We start from the raw sequence: 22,277 nt of genomic DNA, 5'->3' as shown, positions 1-22,277 counted from the left end.
CCGGCGGTGAAGCCTGGCGGTGAACTTCCGGCCACACGGGGATCGCCACGCCTCGGCCCGGCCCGCCGCCGTCCCGTGCGCCATGACAAGCTGTGGTCGCACATCCCCGAACCCAGGAGGTCACCATGACCGCAGAGCCCGTTTCCACGGAAGGTTCGGAGCCGGCCGCCGCCGAGCCGTCCCCTCTCGCGCCGGACAGCGACGGCAACTACGACCTCAAGCGCAAGTTCCGCGAAGCCCTCGCGCGCAAGCGCGGCGCGCAGGCGGATGCCGCCGATGCCGCATCCAGCTCCGACGCGTCGAAGGTGCGGGCGGCGCACGGCCCGGCCGCGAGCCAGCGGTCGTTCAGGCGCAAGAGCGGCGGCTGAGCCGGTAGGTCCCGCGGCCTGAGCACTCCACCGGCACTGTGCGCGCCCTCCACGCGCGCCGGTGCGGTGGCCGGTGGCCCGCAACACGCTCAAGCCCGTTCGCCGAGCGTGTCGCGGACAGGGCGTGGTCGGCGATCTCCCGCGGCGATGCGCGATCCCCTCCCCGCGAGAGCGGCCGACCCACCGCACGAAGGTGTTCCCCGGTGCGAAATACTCTCCCGATGAGCCCACGCACCTTCCCGATCAACCTCCGAATCACGATTCGGAGGGCCGTCGCGCGGGATGCGAAGCGGCTCACGCGGCTCGTGCGTGGCTCGGGCGCCTACCAGGGCAAGTACGCGGCCGCGGTCGCGGGCTACCGGGTGGGGCCCGACTACATCGAGGCCCACCGCACCTTCGTGGCCGTCGACGCCGACGAGCACGGAGGCCGGGTCCTCGGGTTCTACTCGCTCGTCCTGGAGCCACCGGAGCTCGACCTGCTGTTCGTCGCCGACGACGTGCAGGGACGGGGTATTGGACGGCTGCTCGTCGAGCACATGCAGTCCGAGGCCCGCGCCGCCGGGATCGACCGTCTCAAGGTCGTGTCGCACCTTCCCGCCGAGGACTTCTACCACCGCGTCGGTGCGGTGCGAACCGGGACCGCGCTCGCGAACCCGCCCGCCGTGCCGTGGGACCGTCCCGAGTTCGAGTTCCGCATTCCCTCGCGATGACGCCGTGTGCGCCGCTCGGCGGCGGCGCGGCTCCCCGCGGCCGGTTTCGTCACCCGCCCCGGTGCGCGGGTGCTGATCCCTCACCTTCCGCCGCCACGGCCGCCCGCACCCGCTGCTCCTCGCGAGCGGAGCCGACGTCTCGTTCCAGGGGCGTGCGGCTCACGGCCGTCGCGAGCTCTTCCAAGGCCCGTCTTTGAAGTTCCGCCTCGCGCCGCACGACCGGGCTTCGGTCCCCGGTGGCGCCCTCCCATGCGCGGAGCGCGTCATCCACGTGCCCCCAGTCCGGATTTCTGTGCTCGCGCACGGCGACCGCTGCCTGCTCGGTGTCGGCCTCCAGGGCCTCGGCGAACCGCTCCGCCTCGGGGACGAAACGGCTGTCGGTCCGCGGGACGTGGCTCTCCATGAGCATCGCCGCCCGGCCGAGCCCCTTGAGCGCCTCCTGCGCCTCCTGCGCCTCGCGCGACGTCAGCCCCCTGGGGCGGACCGGTTCCTGCCTTGCCCGGTCGTATGCCTCCTGCCAGGCGGCACGTGCCTCCCTGCTCGCCAGCAGTGCCCTACGCATGTCGGCATGATGCTCCCGGGTCGGTTCGGCGTAGTCGCGGAGCACCGCGGCCGCGTAGCGGCCGTTCGCCGCGAGCCAGTCCGCGAGCCGGCCCGGCAGCCGGGGCGTCTCCCACGCGGGGAACACCACGTAGGCCAGCATGGCCAGGGCGCCGCCGAGCAGGGTGAGCACCACCCGCTCCGGGACCGTCTGCTCCCACGCCTGGCCGCCCATGCCGAGCAGGAAGACGACGTACGCGGCGGTGAAGCACTGCGAGTAGGCGTAGCCGGTACGGATCAGCGTGTACGACAGGCCCGCCGAGACCACCGCCAGCGCGCCGGACACCTGGGCGTCCGGACCCAGGGCCCGCACCACCCCAGTGGCGAGCGCGACCCCCGCCAGGGTCCCGGCGAGACGGGCCACCGCACGCGCGTACGTCCGGTGGAAGTCCGGCCGCATCACCATCACCGAGGCGATGGGCGCCCAGTAGCCGTGGCCCAGGGGGAGCCGGGCGGCGATCAGATAGCCGAGCGTGGCCACCGCCGCCAGGCGGACGGCGTGCCGGAACACGGGCGAGTCCCGCCGGAGTTCACGGCGGACCGCCCGGACGACGACCCGGACCAGCCGGAGCATCGTCGGGCGCACCAGGAACTGGGCGCCCGCGGGGCCGGGCGGCGTGGGCGTCCTCCCGCGCGCGTCGCCGCAGCGGGCGATCTCCAACGCCTCGCCGAGCAGTTCCACGAGCTGCTCGGCGGCCTGCCGCGCGGGGCCCTCCAGTACCTCGTGCTCCTCGTCGACACGCAGGACGTCCGTGGTCCCGGGCCGCACTTCGGCGGGAGCGCCGCGGCGGATCGAACGAGCGGCGGCATCGAGGACGTCGGCGGCGGCGTTGAGCAACTCCCGCGCACGGTCCCGCCCGGGTCCCTCCGCCGGGGCGCCGACGTCCGGGTCGGCGAGCGCGGCGACGACCGGCCGAATGCGCTCGGCGAGTCCCCGGGGGCCGTGGAGGACGGGGGGACGGGTGCGGGCCTGTGACGGCGTCACGGCGGCCGCGTCCCGGGCCGTCATCAACGGCTCCGGGTCGAACGGGGCGGTCGGGTCGTGCCGCAACCGCCGGGCGTAGTCCGCCACGGCGGCCAGGGCGTCGGCGAGCGCGTCACGATGCGCTCCCCAACGCCGGATCGGGAACAGCAGGATCAGCACGGCCTGCGTCACGCCCCCGAGCGCGATGACCCCGGCGTGCTCCAGGGCTCGCCCGACGCTCGTGGGCAGGGTGACGGTCACCAGCATGCTGCCCACGGTCGTCGCCGCGACGATCCCGGCGGTCGATCCGACGGCCCACGCCATTCCCGCGGTGAAGGCCCATACGGCCAGCAGCGGGAGGAACGTCACGAGTCGCCCCGCCGCCAGGTAGCCCACGAAGGTGCTGAGCGCGAGACCAGCGCCCGCGCCGAGTGCGATCACCTTGCGTGGACGCCAGGTGCGCTGGAAGGTGGCCCCACCCGCGGAGTAGGCGCCGAGGGCGGCGGACGCGGCATACGCGGGGGAGACCAGCCACAGGGCCGCCCCGACGACGATCGCCACCCCGGCGGCCGTGCGCAGCGCGAGCAGGGGCTCCAGCCGCGTCTCCTCGATCGTGAGCCCGGATCGCACGACCTCCCCGAAGGCCCGCGGCCAGGTCACGGGTCTGAGCCTGACCGGAACGCCCTGCCGGGTCGTTTCGGCCTCGTTGAGGTGCGGCAGCCGTCGGGCAAGGAAGCCTCCCAGGACGCCGGAGCGCGGGCGATCGCCGTTCGTCCAAGTCCGAACGGGGAGCGGGGGATTGCCCCCGGCCCCGGCCGGTGGACGGGCGGTTCGCCACCCGTCCACCCCGGACCGGGCCGGGGGAAACCGGCGGGACGCCGGTCCCGGGCCCCTTACCGCTTGTGGCCGTTCCCGTGACCGTCGGGATGCAGGACGACCTTGGTCCAGCCCTCGTCGCGAGCGTCGAAGTGCTCGTAGGCGGTGGGGGCCTCGTCCAGGCTGAGTTCGTGGGAGACGATGAAGCTCGGCTTCGCCTTGCCGCCGGCGATCAGGTCCCGCAGCGCCCGGTTGTACCTCTTCACCGGCGCCTGCCCGGTGCCCATGCGCTGGCCCTTGAACCACATCATGCCGAAGTCGATCGGCACCTTGCCCTGCGCCTCCAGTTCCCCTTGGGCCTTCTCGCCGCCGGGGTCCTGGGGCAGGAACACGCCCACCACACCGATGTCGCCCGTGAACCTGACCGAGTCGATCAGTCCGTTGAGCGTGAGGCTGGCGTCCTCGTGTCCGTCGGGATCGTGCGCCTGGTAGCCGACGCACTCACAGCCGTTGTCGGCGCCCAGACCGAGGGTGGCCTCCTTGACGACATCCGCCGGGTTCTGCTCGGCGGTGTTGATCGGGATGGCCCCGATCTCCTCCGCCTTGCGCAGCCGGTCGGGCTGGTGGTCGGCAACCCAGACGCGGCCGGCGCCCTTGAGGAGAGCGGAGTAGGCCGCCATCAGCCCGACGGGACCGGCTCCGTAGACGATCGTCTGGTCGCCCGGTTTGACGTTGGCCATCTCGGTGGCGTGATAGCCGGTGGGGAAGATGTCGGCGAGCATCACGTAGTCGGTCTGCCGCTCGGCGGCGTCCTCGCCCAGGCGCAGCGCGTTGAAGTCGCCGTAGGGCACGCGCAGCAGTTCCGCCTGGCCGCCCTGGTAGGGGCCCATGTCGGCGAATCCGTAGGCCGCTCCGGCGAGGGCCGGTTCCGGCTGCATGGTCAGGCAGTAGTTGGTCAGACCCCGCTCGCACTGCTTGCAGAAGCCGCAGGCGATGTTGAAGGGCAGGACCACGTACTCGCCGACCTGGACCTTGCGGACGGCCGGGCCCACCTCCACGACCTGGCCCATGTTCTCGTGTCCCAGGGTGCGGCCGGACTCGAACGAGGTGCGGCCCTCGTACATGTGCAGGTCCGAACCGCAGATGTTGGTGGCGGTGATCTTGACGATGATGTCGCAGGGGTGCTCGATCTTCGCGTCCGGTACGTCCTTCACAGTGACCGTTCGCGGACCTTCGTATACCGCTGCTTTCATGATGGATTCCTTCGGTACCGCACGCAGCATGACCGCGGCACGGCGGTGATGGAGACGGCGTACAGGGCCTGACTCCCGGGAAGTGGTCCGACGGGGTCCGTGGCTCCGGCATGCCGCTGCGGGCCGTTCACCCGATTCAGGTGAAACGGTGGTGCCGCCGCCGGCTTGCCAGGCGGAGCTTCGGCGCTCCGGCGGGGCGTGCCGTGCGGGTCCCCGCAGGCCCCCGACGCGAAACAACAACGCACCGACCGATCAGCGGAATCTTCGTACGCGGACGACCACCGACCACCAACGCATTTCCGGCGCAGGTCACCAGCTAGTCGCCCTCGTCGTCCTGGAGCATGAGGCGGCGTTCCTGTTCGCGCTTGGAGTAGGCGGCTGCCCGGATCGCCTCGTCGCTCTCCAAGCCCGACCCGAGCGCCCCGCCCACCGTGGCGACCGAAGCGACGAACCACGACAACGTCCAGTATTCCGTGGCGGTGAGCGGGGTTCGTGTCGTGGAGGCGAACACTTGGCCGTTGAGGATGAACAGGGCCCACATCAGGTTGATGACGATCAAACCCAGGTAGCAGACGAGCACCCCGATCCCCACGGTCATGACCGTCGAGGCGTTGTAGAGCCTCGCCCTTTGCCTCGCCTCGAGCGACTGGTCTGCCGTTCGATGCCACAGGTTCGCGTCCACGATCAGCCAACCGATCATGAGCGCGACAGACCCGACCGTGGCGATCACGAGGCGCGGCGCGCTCAGGGACTCGGCCAGGCTCCAGATGGTGGAGTTCACGGTGGCGACGGCTCCTGTGGCGAGTGCGGCCGCCAGGGCTTTCGACAAGCCCGGTACCAAGCGCCACGGCCGGTTGGCGCGGACCATACCGACGAGCACCCTCAGGTAACCGCGCGGCCCGCTGACGACGTACCGAAGATCAGCGGTCTCCTCCGCACCGACCTCGCCCGGGTGGATCGGCGCGAAACGACTGACGAAGGGAGCCAGCGACGGCTGACTCTGCGCAGGTCCCTCCACCCCGGAGGCCCGCGGACGCGCCAGACTGAGCACGGCCTCCTCCACCACCCGCCGGGCCCTCGTCTGCAGCCGCAAGCCCCCCAGCGTAGGAAGGGACAGCAGTGCCAAGCCGTGTTCGTGACTCAGATCCACCACGAGCTTGTGCCCCTGTGAGTGCAGCGGAAGGTCGGTGAGGGCCACGACGATGTCCCAACTCTCCGCTCTTCCCCGGTCCATGATCCGGCGCATCAGGGTGGGCAGATTCTCGGTCCCCGCGGTGAAGGGCTCACTGACCACCTCGACGTCGAACCGTCGCCCCTGGTCGGACTTGCCGGCGAGCCGAGCAGGAAGTATCCGGGCCATGCGTTGCGCGATCTCCGTGGGCGCGTCCGGATCCGCCAGGAGAGCCACGACCGTAACGCCTTGAGACGACATCCGCATGACTCCTTCTCGTCGGCTGCCCCCGCGATCGCGCGTTCCCACAGGATGCCCCCGAGGCATCGCCGACGCCGTGTGACGCGCTGGCCCCTGACCGTGCGCCGCACGACCTCCGCCCAGGAGGCGCCGACGTCCCGCCAGTACCCGGTGGACCGGTTACCGAACTCGCTCACGGCAGGCGAAGGCCCCGACTGGTTCGGGGGATCCCCAGCCGGGGCCGATCGAGAGTGGGCGCGAAGGGCGGTCGCCTCGCGGCGGAGGCTCCATGAGGCTTCAGCCGAACGATCGTCCTCATGGGCAAAAGGTGAGGCCCGGGGACACTGTTCCCTTCACACCCACATGTGGTTCAACGGTGAAGCGCCCTCGAATGTTCCCTGGCTGCGGCTCATACCGGGATTGGCCGGACGCTCGTGTGAGCGGGTCGGCCCGGTGACGGCGCCTGTCGCGCGGTTCCCGGCGCGATCAGGTAGTCAGGAACGGTGAACAAGGACGCGACCGACCCCTTCGTGCATGTCCGGGGCGCCAGTGAGAACAACCTGCGGAACATCGATGTCGACGTTCCGCGGGACGCGATGGTCGCCTTCACCGGCGTCTCCGGTTCGGGCAAGTCCTCGCTCGCCTTCGGCACGCTCTACGCGGAGGCCCAGCGGCGCTACTTCGAGTCCGTGGCACCGTACGCCCGAAGGCTGCTGCAACAGGTCGGTGCACCGCACGTGCAGGAGATCACCGGACTGCCACCGGCCGTGGCCCTGCAACAGCGACGCGGGTCGCCCAGCTCGCGCTCGACGGTCGGCACCCTCACCACGCTGTCCAATCTGCTGCGCATGCTGTACTCCCGCGCCGGCACCTATCCACTCGGGGCCGCACGGCTGGAAGCCGAGTCGTTCTCACCCAACACCGCGGCCGGAGCCTGCCCGGAGTGCCACGGACTGGGCGTCGTGCACGACGTCGCCGAGGACCTGCTCGTCCCGGACCCCTCGCTGAGCATCCGCGAGGGGGCGATCGCCGCCTGGCCGGGCGCCTGGCAGGGTGCCAACCTGCGCAGCGTCGTGAACGGCCTGGGGATCGACATCGACCGACCGTGGCGCAGGCTCAGGAAGAAGGACCGGGACTGGCTGCTGTACACGGACGAGCAGCCCTCCGTGTACATCGAGCCGGAGGAGGACCGCGTCGACTACGGCTACCAGGGCAAGTTCTGGAGCGCCCGCAAGCACGTCATGCACGTCCTCGCCGACTCCAAGAGCGAGAAGATGCGCGAACGGGCGCTCCGGTTCGTCAGGAGTGTGCCCTGCCCCGAGTGCCACGGCAGCGGACTGCGGCCCGAGGCGCTCGCCGTGACCTTCGCCGGACGGTCCATCGCCGAGATCAACGCGATGCCGCTCATCGAGGTCGTGGCGCTGCTGCGGCCCGTCGCGGGGCGGTCCGAGGCCGACGCCACCACGTCGACCGCACGGTCCGGGGAGACGACCGAGGTCGCGGTCCGGATCTGCGGCGATCTGGTCGCGCGGGTCGAGGTACTGCTCGACCTGGGCCTCGGGTATCTCAGCCTCGGGCGCCGCTCGACGACTCTGTCGCCCGGCGAGGCGCAGCGCCTGCGGATCGCCACCCAGCTGCGCTCGGGGCTGTTCGGCGTCGTCTACGTCCTCGACGAACCCTCCGCGGGCCTGCACCCGGCTGACGCGGAACCGCTGCTGGACGTGCTGGACCGCCTCAAGGCGGCGGGCAACTCGCTGTTCGTCGTGGAGCACGACATGGACGTCGTACGGCGGGCGGACTGGGTGGTCGACATCGGACCCGGCGCGGGTGAGGGCGGCGGACGCGTGCTGTACAGCGGCCCGGTCGCCGATCTTGAGCGGGTCGGGGAGTCGGCCACGAGCCGGTACCTGTTCGGGCGCGCCGAGCCGCTCGATCACCGCCCGCGCACTCCGCACGGCTGGCTGCACCTGAGCGGCGTCTCCCGCCACAATCTGCACGACGTGTCCGTCGACGTACCGCTCTGCGTACTGACGGCGGTGACGGGCGTGTCGGGTTCCGGGAAGTCGACGCTGGTGACGCAGGTGCTCGCCGAGGTCGTCCGCGGCCACCTCGGAGTCGTACCCGAGGAGCCTGACGAGGCGCAGTTGGAGGTCGACGTCCAGGACGCGTCGGGGGTCGAGTCGTTCGACCGGCTGGTCCTGGTCGACCAACGGCCCATCGGCCGGACTCCCCGGTCCAACCTGGCCACCTACACGGGGATGTTCGACGCGGTGCGCAAGCTGTACGCGGCGACGGACGAGGCCAGGGCGCGCGGCTACTCGGCCGGGCGGTTCTCCTTCAACGTGCCCGAAGGGCGGTGCGAGACCTGCCAGGGCGAAGGATTCGTCGCGGTGGAACTGCTGTTCCTGCCCGGCACCTACGCGCCGTGCCCGACCTGCCAGGGCGCCCGGTACAACGCCGAAACGCTGGAAGTCACCTACCAGGGCAAGAACATCGCGGAAGTGCTCGGGCTTTCCGTCGACGCCGCCGCCGAGTTCCTGTCCGCCTCCCGCAGTCTGGAGACTTTGCGCGAGGTGGGACTGGGGTACCTGCGGCTGGGGCAGCCCGCGACCGAACTCAGCGGTGGTGAGGCGCAACGCATCAAACTGGCCACCGAACTGCAGCGAGCCCGCCGCGGGCACGCGCTCTACCTGCTCGACGAGCCGACGGCGGGACTGCACCCCTCGGACATCGCGCTCCTGCTGCGGCAGCTGCACCGGCTCGTCGACGCCGGCAACACGGTCGTCCTCGTCGAGCACGACCTGGACACGATCGCCACCGCCGACTGGGTCATCGACCTCGGGCCGGGCGGCGGCGACGCGGGCGGGCGGGTGGTCGCGGCGGGCCCGCCGACCAAGGTGGCGAGGGCCCGCCGCAGCGCCACCGCGCCGTATCTCGCGGCCCGGCTCGCACGCTCCTGACGGTGGGGCGAGGGGCTGAGCACCGGCCGGCGAGGTTCGGGGCGCAGGGTGGCGCGCGGCGCCATGCTGCGTTCCGCCTTGCGGCGGATGCCGCTCGCGCGGTCAGCTGCCATATGCACCGGGGCGCGACTGCTACAGCAGTCGGTCGAACACCGCGGTCACGCCTTCCCAGTGACCGGTCTGCGGGTTCTTGACATCCGGATACATGATTTTGAACGTCTCGGCGAGGGCGACACTGAGACCGCCGATGATCTCGGGGTAGCGCTCTTCGGTCTCCTGGGTGGGTGTCCTGTCGAGGGGAGGGTGCGCGGCGAGCTGTTCCAGAATCGGCTTCAGCTCGACCTCCTCGTCGAGCCGCCGGAACCGATGGATGCTCTCCTGAAGGCCCTTGGTGATCGGCAGGTCCCACGGTTCGACGGTATCCCTGCCGTTGGCCTTTGCCGACGCCTGGCCGACGACCAGGAAGTCGTAGAGCTTGGCGTCGACGAAGTCGCCGTAACGCTTCAGGTCGTTCTTGTCCACGTCGAGGCTTGCGGCGGCGCGGAAGAACCTCTCGAACTTCGACACACCCATCACGGTCATCTCTCGACTCCTTACCCGGCACGGACGGCGTCGTTCGCTCCCGCCCGCCGCCATCGGCTGATACCCGGTCGAGATTCGCAGAGCCCCCTGCTGAGCGCCTCCGCACCCCAGGCCGAAAAAGGGCACCGATTCTTCCCCTGGCAGTGCAGCATGAAGTGCGCAGGTATCCCTCGGCCTGCCGTACGGCCGTCCATGGGATGGGAGGCTCCGTCCTGTCGACTCCTTCAGAGCATCTCCAGGGGGGTGGGCCCGCTGGGCGGCGCGAACGCCTCGTCGAGGGCGTCGAGCGCCTCGGTGGGAAGGTGGAGGTCCAAGGCGCCGCGGTTCTCCCGAACGTGGTCGGGTGCTCCGGAACGCGGGATCGCGGCCACCCCCTGTTCCAGGACCCAGGCGAGGGCCACCTGGGTCGGCGTGGCTCCGAGGTCCCTGGCCACGGCGCCCAGTGCCTCGACCTTCAGCAGCCGCCCCTGCTCGATGGGGGAATAGGCCATGACCGTCACCCCGCCCTCGCGGCACCAGGGGAGCAGATCCCACTCGATGCCGCGCCGGGAGAGGTTGTACAGCACCTGGTCGACGGCCACGGCGTCGCCGCCGGGGAGGGCGCTCAGCTCGGTCATGTCGGCGACGTCCAGATTGCTCACGCCCCAGTAACGGATCTTCTCCGCCTCCATCAGGTCGGTGAATCCCGCGAGGGTCTCCTCGAGCGGCCACCGTCCCCGCCAGTGCAGCAGGTAGAGGTCCAGCCGTTCAGCACGGAGCCGCCGCAGGCTGCCCTCGCAGGCGGCGACGGTGCCCTTGCGGTCCGCGTGGCCGGGCAGCACCTTGCTGACGAGGAAGACCTCCTCCCGGCGTCCCCGGAGGGCCTCCCCGACGAGCTCCTCGGCCGCGCCGTCGCCGTACATCTCCGCCGTGTCGACGACGGTCATGCCCAGATCCAGGCCGAGCCGCAGCGCGGCGATCTCCTGTTCGCGCCGGGCGGGGTCCTCGCCCAGGTACCAGGTGCCCTGCCCGAGTGCCGCGATCTCCTCACCGGAGGGGAGTGCGATCGTGCGGGCCGATCCCGTAGACATCTCCGGCCTCCCGTCTGCCGCGGATTCCTGTCACGCGCGCCCGCACCGAGTGCCCGGACCGGCGTCTCCCAGACAACCGGTGACGACCGGTGTCGCTGCGCCGCAGTGAGGTCAGCAGGGCGAGCGGACTACGCCGAGAGTGCGCCGGGACCGGGTGCGCGGTCGCGCAGCGCGACGGCGACCGACACGACGGCGCCGCAGGAGAGGACCGCCGCGAAGCCGATCATCGCGGTCTGTACGGCGAAATGCCGCAGGGCGATGCTGAACAGGACGGAGGGCACGCCCATCCCCAGGTACGCGACGACGAAGAACACGGCGAGGACCCCCGCGCGTGAGGCGGGCTCGGCCACTGAGACGGCACGTTCGACGCCTCCCTTGAACAGCAGCCCGGAGCCGGCACCCGTCAGGGACACGGCGACCAGGTACAGCCAGAGCACCGGGTGGTAGAGGGCGACGGCGCACAGGACCAGGCCGAGGGGGAAGACCACTGCCCCCACGGTCAGGAGCCTTGGCAGTCGGAGACGGCCCAGCACCAGCTGGGCGGCCGCCGCGGAACCGAACATGAGGAAGGCCGCCAGGCCGACCACGAGGTGCGAGTCGGTGTGCAGCGTGCCGTGGAGCACGCTCGCCCCGAGGGAGGAGATCAGGCCGAGGATCGCGAAGGCGAAGGCGCCCAGCGCGCCGGCCGCGCCGAACGTCCGCCGGCCGCCGGGGCGCAGGACGAACCTGCTGGGCGGGGCGGCCGCGGGCAGCTCCAGGTCCACGGTCTCCGGGGTGGACAGCACCAGCACCAGGCACACCGCCATGGCGAGCGCGAAGATCGCCTGGGTGGTGATCAGGGGCACGGGAAGCCACTCGGCGGCGGCTCCGGCGACCAGGGGCCCTGAGGCCAGGCCGCCGAGGTTGGCGGCGGTGGCCACGATGCCGGGCAGCACCGAACCCGTCCGTTCCGGACGGGCCTCGTGGTGGAGGTCGTGCAGGTACGTCGTCGCGGTCGAGGCCATCAGCCCCAGTCCGACACCGTTCAGGATCCTGCCCGCGATCAGCCCCGGCAGGTCCCGCCACGCGATCAGTACGACGGACGCGACGATGCCGACCAGCAGCGCCGGGACGATGACGCGCCGCCGCCCGAGCCGGTCCGACAGGTGTCCCAGCCCGAGGAAGGCGGCCGCCGCGCCCACGACCATCGAGGCGTACGCCACCGTGACCGTGGTCGCGCCGAAGTGGTCCCGGGCCTCGTACAGCGGCCACAGCGGGGTCGGCGCGGTGCCGAAGGCCATCAGCACGGTGAAGGCCACCGCCACGAACCAGAAACCGGTCGCGTGCGAGGCACGACGCCGGGCGGGGGCGCGGGGCGGCAGGCCGGCGGGAGCGATTGCTGGGATCCGGTGGGTCGGGTCGTCGGGGGCGTCGGCTGTGGGACGACTGAGCGGCGGCGGAACGGCAGGCAGGGGTACCCCTCCTCGGATGGGACCTGGATGGCGTCTTCCATCCTCCTCACCAGCCGCGATCAGTGCCAACGAATGTTTTTGCTGGGCTCGAGCAATGCGAGTGATACTTCCCGTGTGGAGCTACGTCAGCTGGAGCACTTCATCGCGGTCGCCGAGGAGCTGAGTTTCACGCGTGCCGCCCGTCGGCTGCACGTGGTGCAGTCCGGTGTGTCCGCCGCGATCCGCTCCCTGGAGCGCGAGCTCGGCTGCGCGCTGTTCGAGCGCACGTCGCAGCAGGTCCGGCTCACCGGGGCGGGCGCGGCGCTGCTGCCGGAGGCTCGGGCCACCCTGCACGCCGCCCAGGCGGCCCAGGACGCCGTGCGTGCCGCACAGGACACGCTGCACGGCACGGTGAACGTCGGCGCCATGGCCTCGGTCGAGGTGGTGGACCTGCCCGCGCTGCTCGGACAGCTGCACGGGAGGCACCCGGCGATCGACGTCCGGCTGCGGCTGGCCACGACCGGCTCGGCGGGACTGGCGCACGCGCTGCTAGGCGGAGACCTGGACGTGGCCTTCCTGTCGCTGCCCGAGCACAAACCCGCCGGGATCGACGCACGGGAGCTGGCCACCGTGCCGCTCGTGCTGGCGGTGAGCGCCGCGCATCCGCTCGCGCAGCGGGGACAGGTGGCACTTGCGGACCTCGCGGAGGAGCCCTTCGTGGACTTCCCGCCCGGCTACGGCAACCGCGAGGTGGTCGACCGGGCGTTCGCGGTGGCGGGCGTAGCACGCCGGGTCGCACTGGAAGTGCCGGACATCGACATGGGGGCGGCACTGGTCCGGCACGGCCTGGGCATCGCCTTCCTGCCCACGTTCGCCGTCGCCCGCACCCCCGGCCTGCACGTCCTGGACGTCGCCGGCACCGTGCTCCGCTGGAGCATGCATCTCGGCACGTCGTCGACCCGGCGGCCCAGCTCGGCCCTGCGGGCGCTGCTCGACCTGGTCGACCTCCACGTCGTCGCCCTGTGACGCCCGTGCCGTCGTCCATGAGGGGCGTCGGGCACCTTCTCATCCCCCTTCCAGCAACGCATCAGCCGGGGCCGCCCAGCACGATCTTCCACACCCGGGTCGCCACCTGGAGGTTCAGCCGGTCCTCGACGTTCGCGAGGTCGTTGCCGCTGATGTCGCGGATGCGCTGGAGCCGGTAGCGCAGCGTGCTGCGGTGGATCGCGAGGGATTCCGCGGTCTCGTCGTAGTTGCCGCCGCAGTCGAAGTACCGGGACAGCGTCTCCACCATGGCCGTGTGGTGCCGGGAGTCGTAGTCGATGAGCTGCCCGAGCCACTCCTGGACGAACGTCTCCAGTTCCCGGTAGTCGTTGCCTGGCCCCAGGATGCGGTAGAGGCCGAGCTCGTCGAAGAACGTCGTGCCGTAGCGCTCGCGGGAGTGGCGTCGCACTTCCATGGCACGCTGCGCCTCCTCGTAGCCGTGGGGTATGTCGTCCAGGGCGTCGCAAGGTGCGCTCACTCCGATCGTCCCGGAGCGTGTCCCGGTCTCCCGGGCGAGCGCCTCGTACAACGCGCGGGCGTGCGGCCTGTCGTCGGCGACCAGGACCACATGGTCGGCACGGCGGGTCAGCAGCGAGCGCATGCCCACGGCAGAGGCCGTCCGTGCCACGGTCTGCGCGAAGGAATCGTCCGCGGTCCGGTTCCGCCACTGCACCACGACGATGTAGTTGCTGCGGTGCAGGTCGTGTCCGACTGCCTCGGACCGGGCGTAGGCGCTCGCCTCGTCCGTCCCCGCCAGCAGGTCGTCGACCAGCTCGCGGTGCAGCCTCAGCTCCACTTCGGCCAGATCGCGCAGGTGCGTCAGCTGCGGGGCGAGTGACGCGGCGGCGTGTTCCAGCGCGAGCACGGTGTGCTCGTCGGCCTCGTCCTGGGCATCGACCACGGCCAGCACGCCCAGAACCTCGCCGTGCGGGCGGACCAGGGCGATCAGCCGGTCCTTCACCCGCACCGGCCCGGCCTGACGGGCCACGGCGTGCAGCATGTCGTCCTGGCGTACGGGGTCCGGCTCGGGATAGGGGTCGGGGCGGCCGGGGCCGGTCCAGGACCTCAACCGACCGAAGCGGTCCTCGACCAGCGCGGGGAGTCCGGTGAGCCTGTGCAGTGCGCGGGTGATGGCTTCCTCGCCGCCGCTGGAGGCAGCGACGCCGGTCATGAGCGCGTGAACGGCCCGCTGGTACCCCAGCTCCGCCGCGACGGAGATCAACTGCCGCTGGAGGGATGCGCGTTCGTCCCTCAGCCGGTGCAGCTCCAGCGCGTCCTCGCGTCGGCGGTGGTGTGCGAAGGCGACTGACAATGCGGCAGCGGTGTGCCCGACGATCGTGGCGAGCAGGGATCGCTCGGCCTCGGACGGCCGGGAGCGGGACGTCACCACTAGGTAGCCGTGGAGTCCCTCGAGTCCGCGCAGCCCCAGAGCCCGGCCCCAGGGCCTGCCGGGTACGGTCACGGGACCGTCCCGCCCGGCCAGCTCCCGCACCCTGCGGCCCACGGCCGGGGCAGGCCTGCGCCCGTTCCTCGGGCTGGGGACCAAGTGGCCGCCCACCTCGAGGTATCCGGCCTCGGCGCGGCACGGCCCCGCGGCGGTTATGTGGTCCATGGCCAGTCGCAGGATCTCGCCTTCGTCCGGGGTTTCGAACAGGGCGCGGGAGAGCACCGTCAGATCGCGGAGGGCAGGATCGGCCGGGGCGCGAGCGGGTGGGCGGGGTCGTGGGCGCACGGCCGTTGGGTGCCGCCGGGGGCTGCCCCGCGGAAAGCTGCCTGCCCGGTCGGAGCGGTGGTGGTACAGGCTGTTCGTCCGACTGCCGGCCACGGGATCACTCCGTTCTCCATGAGCCTTCAGGACGGCGAACGTGCCGCGTACCCGCTCCCGGCCGGCCTACCCGAAATGTTCCCGTTATTTCCCTCGTACTCGTGGGGTGACCGGACCCGCGCAATCCTGACTCCCCAGGCGCAGGCGTGGAGCCACCCGGTTGGTCACCCTGGGGAGCGTTCGAGATCCTCCGTGCGCACCGGCGGGAAACCGGCGGAGGTCCCTCCTCTACCTGAACGAAAGCGATCCGCAAGGTCGGCGCAGGCGCCGTACCGGGAGGAGTTCCCCATGGCCAAGGCAGTGGGCATCGATCTGGGCACCACCAACTCGGTGATCGCCGTGTGGGAGGGGGGCGAGCCGTCCGTCGTGCCCAACAGCGAGGGCAACCGCACGACACCGTCCGTGGTGGCCTTCACCGACACCGGGGAGCGCCTGGTGGGCCAGCTGGCCCGGCGCCAGGCGATCCTCAACCCCAAGGGCACCATCTACTCGGCCAAGCGGTTCATCGGGCGGCACTTCGACGAGATCTCCGACGAGGCCAAGGCAGTGGCGTACGACGTCGTCGAGGGCGACGGCGGGGCCGCCCGCTTCAAGGTGCGCGACAAGTTGTACGCGCCCGAGGAGATCAGCGCACAGGTGCTGCGCAAACTCGCCGACGACGCCTCCAAGCAACTGGGGGAGCGGGTCACGGAAGCGGTCATCACGGTGCCCGCCTACTTCAACGACGCTCAGCGCACCGCCACCAAGGACGCCGGACGGATCGCCGGACTGGAGGTGCTGCGGATCATCAACGAGCCGACGGCGGCCGCCCTCGCGTACGGCATGGACAAGAAGGAGCACGAGACCGTCCTCGTCTTCGACCTGGGCGGCGGCACCTTCGACGTGAGCATCCTCGACGTCGGCGACGGCGTGGTGGAGGTGCGCTCCACCGCCGGTGACAGCCACCTGGGCGGCGACGACTTCGACCGGCGTCTGGTGGATCACCTCGCGGACGACTTCCAGAAGGAGAACGGCATCGACCTGCGCAAGGACCCGCAGGCGCTGCAACGACTGTTCGAGGCGGCGGAGAAGGCCAAGACCGAGCTCAGTTCGGTGACGCAGACGCAGGTCAGCCTGCCGTTCGTCACCGCCGACGCCACGGGTCCCAAGCACCTCACCGACTCGATCATGCGGTCCACGTTCGAGCAGATCACCAGCGACCTGGTGGAGCGCTGCCTGGGACCGGTGCAGCAGGCGATGGCCGACGCGAAGGTCGGCGAGAGCGACATCGACGAGGTCATCCTCGTCGGCGGTTCCACCCGCATCCCCGCAGTCCAGACCCTGGTCCGCCGGCTGACCGGCGGCAAGGAACCCAACATGAGCGTCAACCCCGACGAGGTCGTGGCCCTGGGCGCCGCGATCCAGGCCGGGGTGCTCAAGGGCGAGGTCAAGGACGTCCTGCTGCTCGACGTCACCCCCCTGTCGCTGGGCGTGGAGACGCGCGGCGGAGTGATGACGAAGATCATCGAGCGGAACACCACCATCCCGGTGCGCCGCAGCGAGACCTTCTCCACCGCCGAGGACAACCAGCCGGCCGTCGACGTGGTGGTCCTCCAGGGCGAGCGCGAGCGGGCCGCCGACAACCGGGTGCTGGGCCGGTTCCAGCTCACCGACATCCGCCAGGCGCCGCGGGGTGAACCGCAGATCGAGGTCACCTTCGACATCGACGCCAACGGCATCCTCAACGTCAAGGCCCGCGACCGGGACACCGGCAAGGAACAGGGCATCACCATCAGCGAGAGCTCCAACCTGGACCGCGGTGAGGTCGAACGCATGGTCCAGGAGGCCGAGAGCAACCGGGGCCAGGACCAGGCGCTCCGCGAGGCCGTCGACGCCCGCAACGAACTCGACGCCGTCGCGTACCAGGTCGAGAAGCGCCTCGCCGAACTGGGCGACGCGGCGCCCGCGCACGAGAAGGCACGCGCCGAGATGCTCGTGTCCGACGCCCGGGCGGCGGTCAAGGACGAGGCGGGCGTGGAGCGCGTGCGGCCCCTGACCTCAGAACTCCAGCAGGTGCTCGCCGGGCTGGCGGCCCATCAGGGCGTCGGCGCCACGGGCGGCGGTCCCGGCCAGGACGCCGCCACCGGCGGTCCCACGAGCGGCGGTGGCGGTGACGATGATGTCATCGACGCCGAGTTCGACAAGGGCTGAGGCGCGCCATGCCCACCCACCCCCAGGAATCCGACCGGGCCGCGTCGGATCCGGTCGCACCGGTCCCGGAAGGCGCCGGACGCCCTCCTCGCGGGGATCTGCCCCAACCGGGCCCGCCCCGGCCGGAAGCGGCGAACGGCGAACCGGGACCGGACGCCGCCGGTCCCGGGCGTGCCGAGGACGAGTACACGACCGCGATCAAGGAACTGGAGGACCGCTGGCGGCGCGCACTCGCCGACCTCGACAACCTCCGCAAGCGTCACGCCAGGGAACTGGAGCGCGAACGGGCGGTCGAGCGGTCCCGCACGGCGGCCGCCTTCCTGCCCGTCCTCGACAACCTCGAACTCGCCCTGACCCACGCCGGCGCCGATCCGGGCGCAATCATGGAGGGCGTCCGGGCCGTACGCGACCAGGCGGTGAACGTCCTCGAACTGCTCGGCTACCCGCGGCACGCGGAGACCGGCGTCGCCTTCGACCCGGCCCTGCACGAGGTGGTCGGCGTCGTCCAGGACCCCGACGCCCAACCGGGCACGGTCGTCCAGGTGCTGCGCCCCGGCTACGGGGACGGCGACCGGCAGCTCAGGCCCGCCGCCGTGACCGTCGCGAAGCGGGAGTGACCGGTCATGGCACGGGACTTCTACGAGGTGCTGGGCGTGTCGCGGACCGCGAGCCAGGACGAGATCCAGCAGGCCTATCGCAAACTCGCCCGCAGGCATCACCCCGACGTCAACAAGGACCCCGGGGCGGAGGAGCGTTTCAAGGACCTCAACGAGGCCCACAGCGTCCTGTCCGATCCCAAGACCCGGGCCCGCTACGACCGCTTCGGCGAGGACTTCCGCAAGATCCCCGAGGACTTCGACGAACGGGTCGCGGCGGGAGCGGGCGGCGGCTTCCGCGGTCGGGGCACCGCAGGCGGGGGCGGTCCTCGCGTCCGGTACACCACCGGCTTCGGCGACGACTTCGGTGCGGAGGGCATCGACATCGAGGACCTGTTCGGCTCCATGTTCGGAGCCGGCGCCGCCCGGGGCGGCGTCCCCGGAGCGGACCAGGAGGCCGAACTGCCGCTCACCGTCGAGGAGGCGTACCGGGGCGGCCGTCGCACCGTCACGCTCGCCGGTCCCACCGGGCAGCCGCGGCGGTACGAGGTCGACGTGCCGCCGGGCGTCACCGACGGGCAGCGCATCCGGCTGGCGGGCGAGGGCGGCCGGGGCAGTGGTGACGCCGCCGCGGGCGACCTGTACCTGCGGGTGCGCATCCAGCCCCACTCCCGGTTCCGGCTGGACGGCCGCGACGTGCACGTACAAGTACCGGTCACCCCCTGGGAGGCGGCCCTGGGCGCGACCGTGCCGGTGCCCACCCCCGGCGGCGGCACGGCCAAGGTCACGGTGCCCGCGGGCTCGTCCAGCGGCCGGCGGCTGCGGCTGCGCGGCGAGGGCATGCCGAACCCGAGAGGCGCGAACGGCGACCTGTACGCCGAACTCCGCGTCATGGTGCCGCCCACCCTCGGCGAGCGGGAGCGCGAACTGTTCGAGGAGCTCGCCGCCACCTCCTCGTACGACCCCAGGAGGACGTGATGAACGACCGACCCGCGGGAGCGGCAGGGATCGGCGGGGCCGGCGTGGGCGCCCGTCCGGCGCGGACGGGTGCCGACCGCACCGCCCCGACGGCTGTCCGGTACGCCCTCGTCCCCGTCCCCAGGCTCTCCCTGACCGCCGTGGCCCTTCGCTCGGGCCTCCACCCCGATCTGATCCGCCGGTTCGTCGCCCTCGGCCTGGTCGACGCCGAACGCGACGCCGCGGGGCGCCCGGTGTTCGACCCCACGGCCCCGGCGGTCCTCGCCCGCATCCAGCGGCTGCGCACCGGCCTCTGCCTCAACTACGCATCCATCGGCCTGGTGCTGGACCTGCTCGATCGCATCAGCCTGCTCGAAGCCGCCCTGCGCGGCCGTGGCACGAGGAGTGAAACACCCCCATGGACATGAACCGTCTCACCCAGAAGTCCCAGGAAGCCCTCCAGGAGGCCCAGACCGCGGCCGTCGGCATGGGGCACACCGAGGTCGACGGGGAACACCTGCTGCTCGCGCTTCTTGATCAGGAGGACGGTCTGATCCCACGGTTGCTGCAGCAGGCCGGCGCCGAGCCGAAGGAACTGCGCGCCGCCGTGCGCGAGGAACTCTCCCGCCGCCCGAAGGTCACCGGCCCCGGCGCGGCACCCGGCCAGGTCTTCGTCACCCAGCGCCTCGCCCGGCTGCTCGACGCCGCCGAACGGGAGGCCAAACGCCTCAAGGACGAGTACGTGTCCGTGGAGCACCTCCTGCTCGCCCTGGCCGAGGAGAGCTCCTCGACCGCCGCCGGCCGACTGCTCAAACAGGCCGGCATCACCAGGGACTCGTTCCTGAGCGCGCTCACCCAGGTGCGCGGCAACCAGCGGGTCACCTCCGCCAACCCCGAAGTGGCCTACGAGGCGCTGGAGAAGTACGGCCGCGACCTGGTCCTGGAGGCCCGGTCCGGGCGGCTGGACCCGGTCATCGGCCGGGACGCGGAGATCCGCCGGGTCACCCAGATCCTCAGCCGCAAGACCAAGAACAACCCCGTCCTCATCGGCGACCCCGGCGTCGGCAAGACCGCCATCGTCGAGGGCCTGGCCCAGCGCATCGTTCGCGGCGACGTCCCCGAGGGCCTGCGCGACAAGACGGTGTTCGCCCTCGACATGGGCTCCCTGGTCGCCGGCGCCAAGTACCGCGGCGAGTTCGAGGAACGCCTCAAGGCCGTGCTCAGCGAGGTCAAGGCCGCCGAGGGGCGGATCCTGCTCTTCGTCGACGAGTTGCACACGGTCGTCGGCGCGGGCGCGGCCGAAGGGGCCATGGACGCGGGCAACATGCTCAAGCCGATGCTCGCCCGCGGCGAACTGCACATGATCGGCGCGACCACCCTCGACGAGTACCGCAAGCACATCGAGAAGGACGCCGCCCTCGAACGCCGCTTCCAGCAGGTCCTCGTCGACGAGCCGAGCGTGGAGGACACCATCTCCATCCTGCGCGGACTGCGCGAACGCCTGGAGGTCTTCCACGGCGTCAAGATCCAGGACACCTCGCTGGTCGCGGCGGCGACGCTCTCCCACCGCTACATCACCGACCGTTTCCTGCCCGACAAGGCCATCGACCTCGTCGACGAGGCCTGTGCCCGGCTGCGTACGGAGATCGACTCCATGCCCGCCGAACTCGACGAGATCACCCGCCGGGTGACCCGCCTGGAGATCGAGGACGCGGCCCTGTCCAAGGAGACCGATCCCGCCAGCAAGGCCCGCCTGGAGGAGCTGCGCAGGGAACTGGCCGACCTGCGCGGCGAGGCCGACGCCAAACGCGCCCAGTGGGAGGCCGAACGGCAGGCGATCCGCCGCGTGCAGGAACTGCGCCAGGAACTGGAGCAGGTCCGCATCGAGGCGGAGGAGGCCGAACGCGTCTACGACCTCAACCGCGCCGCCGAACTCCGCTACGGCCGGCTCCAGGACCTGGAGCGCCGACTCGCCGCGGAGGAGGAGCAACTGGCCGCCAAACAGGGGCAGAACCGGCTGCTGCGCGAGGTCGTCACCGAGGAGGAGATCGCCGAGATCGTCGCCGCCTGGACCGGCATCCCCGTCGCCCGCCTCCAGGAGGGCGAACGCGAGAAGCTGCTGCGCCTCGACGAGATCCTGCGCGAGCGCGTCATCGGCCAGGACGAGGCCGTCAAACTCGTCACGGACGCCATCATCCGCGCCCGCTCCGGCATCCGCGACCCGCGCCGCCCCATCGGCTCGTTCATCTTCCTCGGCCCCACCGGCGTCGGGAAGACCGAGCTGGCCAAGACCGTCGCCCGGACCCTGTTCGACTCCGAGGAGAACATGGTCCGCCTCGACATGAGCGAGTACCAGGAGCGGCACACCGTCAGCCGGCTGATGGGCGCACCGCCCGGATACGTCGGCTACGAGGAGGGCGGCCAGCTCACCGAGGCCGTACGCCGCAAGCCGTACTCGGTCGTGCTGTTCGACGAGATCGAGAAGGCGCACACCGACGTCTTCAACACCCTGCTGCAGATCCTCGACGACGGCCGCATCACCGACGCCCAGGGCCGCACCGTCGACTTCCGCAACACCGTGATCATCATGACGTCCAACATCGGCTCCGAGCACCTCCTCGACGGCGCCACCGCCGAAGGCGAGATCAAGCCCGACGCCCGCGCCCTGGTGATGGGCGAGCTGCGCGGGCACTTCCGCCCGGAGTTCCTCAACCGCGTCGACGACGTCGTGCTGTTCAAGCCGCTCGGCGAGCGGCAGATCGAGCGCATCGTGGAGCTGCAGTTCGACGAACTGCGGCAGCGGCTCGCCGAACGCCGCATCACCGTCGAACTCACCCCCGCTGCCCGGGAAGTGATCGCCCACCAGGGCTACGACCCGGTGTACGGGGCCCGGCCGCTGCGCCGCTACATCTCCCACGAGGTCGAGACACTGGTCGGACGCGCCCTGCTGCGCGGCGACGTCCAGGACGGCGCGACGGTCCGCGTCGACGCCGAACACGGAGAGCTGGTGGTCACCTACGACCAGCCCGAGGACGTGAAGGGAGCGCGGGCGGCATGAGCACGTTGCAGGCGACGACCGTCAAGTGTCCGAACTGCGGGCGCACCAACCGGGTGCCCGCGGCCGCGGAGGGCCGCCCCAGGTGCGGCCACTGCAAGCAGCCCCTGCCGTGGATGGTGGACGCGGGCGACGACGACTTCGCCGAAGTCGTCGAGCGGGCCGACGTCCCCGTCGTGGTCGACCTGTGGGCCACCTGGTGCGGCCCCTGCCGCATGGTCAGCCCCGCGCTGGAGAAGGTCGCCACCGATCTCGCCGGCCGCATCAAACTGGTCAAGGTCGACGTCGACAAGAACCCGCGGCTGTCGCAGCGTTTCGAGGTTCAGGCGGTACCGACGCTGCTCGTCCTCGACCAGGGCGAGACGGTCGCCCGGCAGGCGGGGGCGGCGCCCGCCCCCGCCCTGCGCCAGTGGGTGGAACAGTCGATCACAGCCCGGGAAGGGTGA

The 22,277-nt window shown here is 71.4% G+C and carries 17 protein-coding genes; 10 read left to right on the top strand and 7 right to left on the bottom strand.

From position 1 onward, the window contains the following. Window positions 1-125 precede the first annotated feature (125 nt). Together ACIGDI_RS15235 and ACIGDI_RS15230 are read left to right on the top strand one after the other, a co-directional pair. A complete protein-coding gene (locus ACIGDI_RS15235; RefSeq protein WP_399895890.1) occupies window positions 126-368 on the top strand; it encodes a DUF5302 domain-containing protein in 243 nt (80 codons plus the stop codon). Between the two features lie 221 nt (window positions 369-589). Further along, window positions 590-1,078 carry a GNAT family N-acetyltransferase gene (locus ACIGDI_RS15230; protein WP_399895887.1) on the top strand — a complete coding sequence of 163 codons (489 nt, stop codon included), beginning with the start codon at window positions 590-592 and terminating at the stop codon, window positions 1,076-1,078. A gap of 49 nt (window positions 1,079-1,127) precedes the next feature. On the opposite strand, the gene ACIGDI_RS15225 is transcribed toward ACIGDI_RS15230, so the two are convergent. The 3 genes from ACIGDI_RS15225 to ACIGDI_RS15215 form a co-directional block, all read right to left on the bottom strand. Further along, window positions 1,128-3,302, bottom strand: coding sequence for an FUSC family protein (locus ACIGDI_RS15225; RefSeq protein ID WP_399895884.1), 2,175 nt, complete (start codon window positions 3,300-3,302; stop codon window positions 1,128-1,130). Between the two features lie 233 nt (window positions 3,303-3,535). Further along, on the bottom strand, window positions 3,536-4,711 hold the full coding sequence (locus ACIGDI_RS15220) for a glutathione-independent formaldehyde dehydrogenase (protein ID WP_399895881.1): 1,176 nt from the start codon (window positions 4,709-4,711) through the stop codon (window positions 3,536-3,538). Between the two features lie 316 nt (window positions 4,712-5,027). Next, the gene (locus ACIGDI_RS15215; protein ID WP_399895878.1) at window positions 5,028-6,119 is read right to left on the bottom strand and encodes a hypothetical protein; all 1,092 of its coding nucleotides are present in this window, start codon (window positions 6,117-6,119) and stop codon (window positions 5,028-5,030) included. 506 nt (window positions 6,120-6,625) lie between these two features. Here ACIGDI_RS15215 and uvrA point away from each other — a divergent pair. Then, window positions 6,626-9,082 carry an excinuclease ABC subunit UvrA gene (gene uvrA / locus ACIGDI_RS15210; protein WP_399895875.1) on the top strand — a complete coding sequence of 819 codons (2,457 nt, stop codon included), beginning with the start codon at window positions 6,626-6,628 and terminating at the stop codon, window positions 9,080-9,082. A gap of 132 nt (window positions 9,083-9,214) precedes the next feature. Here uvrA and ACIGDI_RS15205 read toward each other — a convergent pair whose 3' ends face one another. The 3 genes from ACIGDI_RS15205 to ACIGDI_RS15195 form a co-directional block, all read right to left on the bottom strand. Then, on the bottom strand, window positions 9,215-9,664 hold the full coding sequence (locus ACIGDI_RS15205) for a DUF1931 family protein (protein WP_200701286.1): 450 nt from the start codon (window positions 9,662-9,664) through the stop codon (window positions 9,215-9,217). A gap of 224 nt (window positions 9,665-9,888) precedes the next feature. Continuing rightward, entirely contained in the window at window positions 9,889-10,734 is an 846-nt protein-coding gene (locus tag ACIGDI_RS15200; RefSeq protein ID WP_399895872.1) for an aldo/keto reductase, read from the bottom strand. 128 nt (window positions 10,735-10,862) lie between these two features. After that, entirely contained in the window at window positions 10,863-12,032 is a 1,170-nt protein-coding gene (locus ACIGDI_RS15195) for an MFS transporter (RefSeq protein ID WP_399895869.1), read from the bottom strand. A gap of 267 nt (window positions 12,033-12,299) precedes the next feature. Between ACIGDI_RS15195 and ACIGDI_RS15190 the strand changes: the two genes are divergently transcribed. Next, window positions 12,300-13,190: a LysR family transcriptional regulator gene (locus ACIGDI_RS15190; RefSeq protein ID WP_399895866.1), complete on the top strand. Its 891-nt coding sequence runs from the start codon at window positions 12,300-12,302 to the stop codon at window positions 13,188-13,190. Between the two features lie 61 nt (window positions 13,191-13,251). Here ACIGDI_RS15190 and ACIGDI_RS15185 read toward each other — a convergent pair whose 3' ends face one another. Next, window positions 13,252-15,033 (bottom strand): PucR family transcriptional regulator, encoded by a 1,782-nt coding sequence (locus ACIGDI_RS15185; RefSeq protein WP_399895863.1) that lies wholly within the window; start codon window positions 15,031-15,033, stop codon window positions 13,252-13,254. Window positions 15,034-15,321: 288 nt separating this feature from the next. On the opposite strand from ACIGDI_RS15185, the gene dnaK reads away from it, so the two are divergent. From dnaK to trxA, 6 genes are read left to right on the top strand one after another with little or no spacing between them, the layout of a single operon-like run. Next, window positions 15,322-17,223, top strand: a complete 1,902-nt coding sequence (dnaK, locus tag ACIGDI_RS15180; protein ID WP_399895860.1) for a molecular chaperone DnaK — start codon at window positions 15,322-15,324, stop codon at window positions 17,221-17,223. Between the two features lie 8 nt (window positions 17,224-17,231). After that, window positions 17,232-17,840, top strand: a complete 609-nt coding sequence (locus ACIGDI_RS15175; RefSeq protein ID WP_399895857.1) for a nucleotide exchange factor GrpE — start codon at window positions 17,232-17,234, stop codon at window positions 17,838-17,840. Window positions 17,841-17,846: 6 nt separating this feature from the next. Continuing rightward, window positions 17,847-18,797, top strand: coding sequence for a DnaJ C-terminal domain-containing protein (locus tag ACIGDI_RS15170; RefSeq protein ID WP_399895854.1), 951 nt, complete (start codon window positions 17,847-17,849; stop codon window positions 18,795-18,797). Further along, on the top strand, window positions 18,797-19,204 hold the full coding sequence (locus ACIGDI_RS15165; RefSeq protein ID WP_399895851.1) for a chaperone modulator CbpM: 408 nt from the start codon (window positions 18,797-18,799) through the stop codon (window positions 19,202-19,204). Before ACIGDI_RS15170 ends, ACIGDI_RS15165 begins: the two co-directional genes overlap by 1 nt. Next, on the top strand, window positions 19,195-21,834 hold the full coding sequence (gene clpB / locus ACIGDI_RS15160) for an ATP-dependent chaperone ClpB (protein ID WP_399895848.1): 2,640 nt from the start codon (window positions 19,195-19,197) through the stop codon (window positions 21,832-21,834). The genes ACIGDI_RS15165 and clpB overlap by 10 nt, the downstream gene beginning before the upstream one ends. Further along, complete coding sequence (gene trxA, locus ACIGDI_RS15155) at window positions 21,831-22,277, top strand: thioredoxin (protein WP_399895845.1); 447 nt, start codon at window positions 21,831-21,833, stop codon at window positions 22,275-22,277. Before clpB ends, trxA begins: the two co-directional genes overlap by 4 nt.

It is taken from the genome of Streptomyces sp. NPDC085900, assembly GCF_044540925.1.
Classification (GTDB): domain Bacteria; phylum Actinomycetota; class Actinomycetes; order Streptomycetales; family Streptomycetaceae; genus Streptomyces; species Streptomyces gilvifuscus.
Note: the sequence above shows the minus strand (reverse complement) of the source record. Positions and strands in the feature narration are given on the sequence as shown.

Coding starts and splice junctions, on each gene's coding strand:
- ACIGDI_RS15235 (WP_399895890.1), top strand. CDS start 126: ATGACCGCAGAGCCCGTTTCCACGGAAGGTTCGGAGCCGGCCGCCGCC.
- ACIGDI_RS15230 (WP_399895887.1), top strand. CDS start 590: ATGAGCCCACGCACCTTCCCGATCAACCTCCGAATCACGATTCGGAGG.
- ACIGDI_RS15220 (WP_399895881.1), bottom strand. CDS start 4,711: ATGAAAGCAGCGGTATACGAAGGTCCGCGAACGGTCACTGTGAAGGAC.
- ACIGDI_RS15205 (WP_200701286.1), bottom strand. CDS start 9,664: ATGACCGTGATGGGTGTGTCGAAGTTCGAGAGGTTCTTCCGCGCCGCC.
- ACIGDI_RS15200 (WP_399895872.1), bottom strand. CDS start 10,734: ATGTCTACGGGATCGGCCCGCACGATCGCACTCCCCTCCGGTGAGGAG.
- dnaK (WP_399895860.1), top strand. CDS start 15,322: ATGGCCAAGGCAGTGGGCATCGATCTGGGCACCACCAACTCGGTGATC.
- ACIGDI_RS15175 (WP_399895857.1), top strand. CDS start 17,232: ATGCCCACCCACCCCCAGGAATCCGACCGGGCCGCGTCGGATCCGGTC.
- ACIGDI_RS15170 (WP_399895854.1), top strand. CDS start 17,847: ATGGCACGGGACTTCTACGAGGTGCTGGGCGTGTCGCGGACCGCGAGC.
- ACIGDI_RS15165 (WP_399895851.1), top strand. CDS start 18,797: ATGAACGACCGACCCGCGGGAGCGGCAGGGATCGGCGGGGCCGGCGTG.
- clpB (WP_399895848.1), top strand. CDS start 19,195: ATGGACATGAACCGTCTCACCCAGAAGTCCCAGGAAGCCCTCCAGGAG.
- trxA (WP_399895845.1), top strand. CDS start 21,831: ATGAGCACGTTGCAGGCGACGACCGTCAAGTGTCCGAACTGCGGGCGC.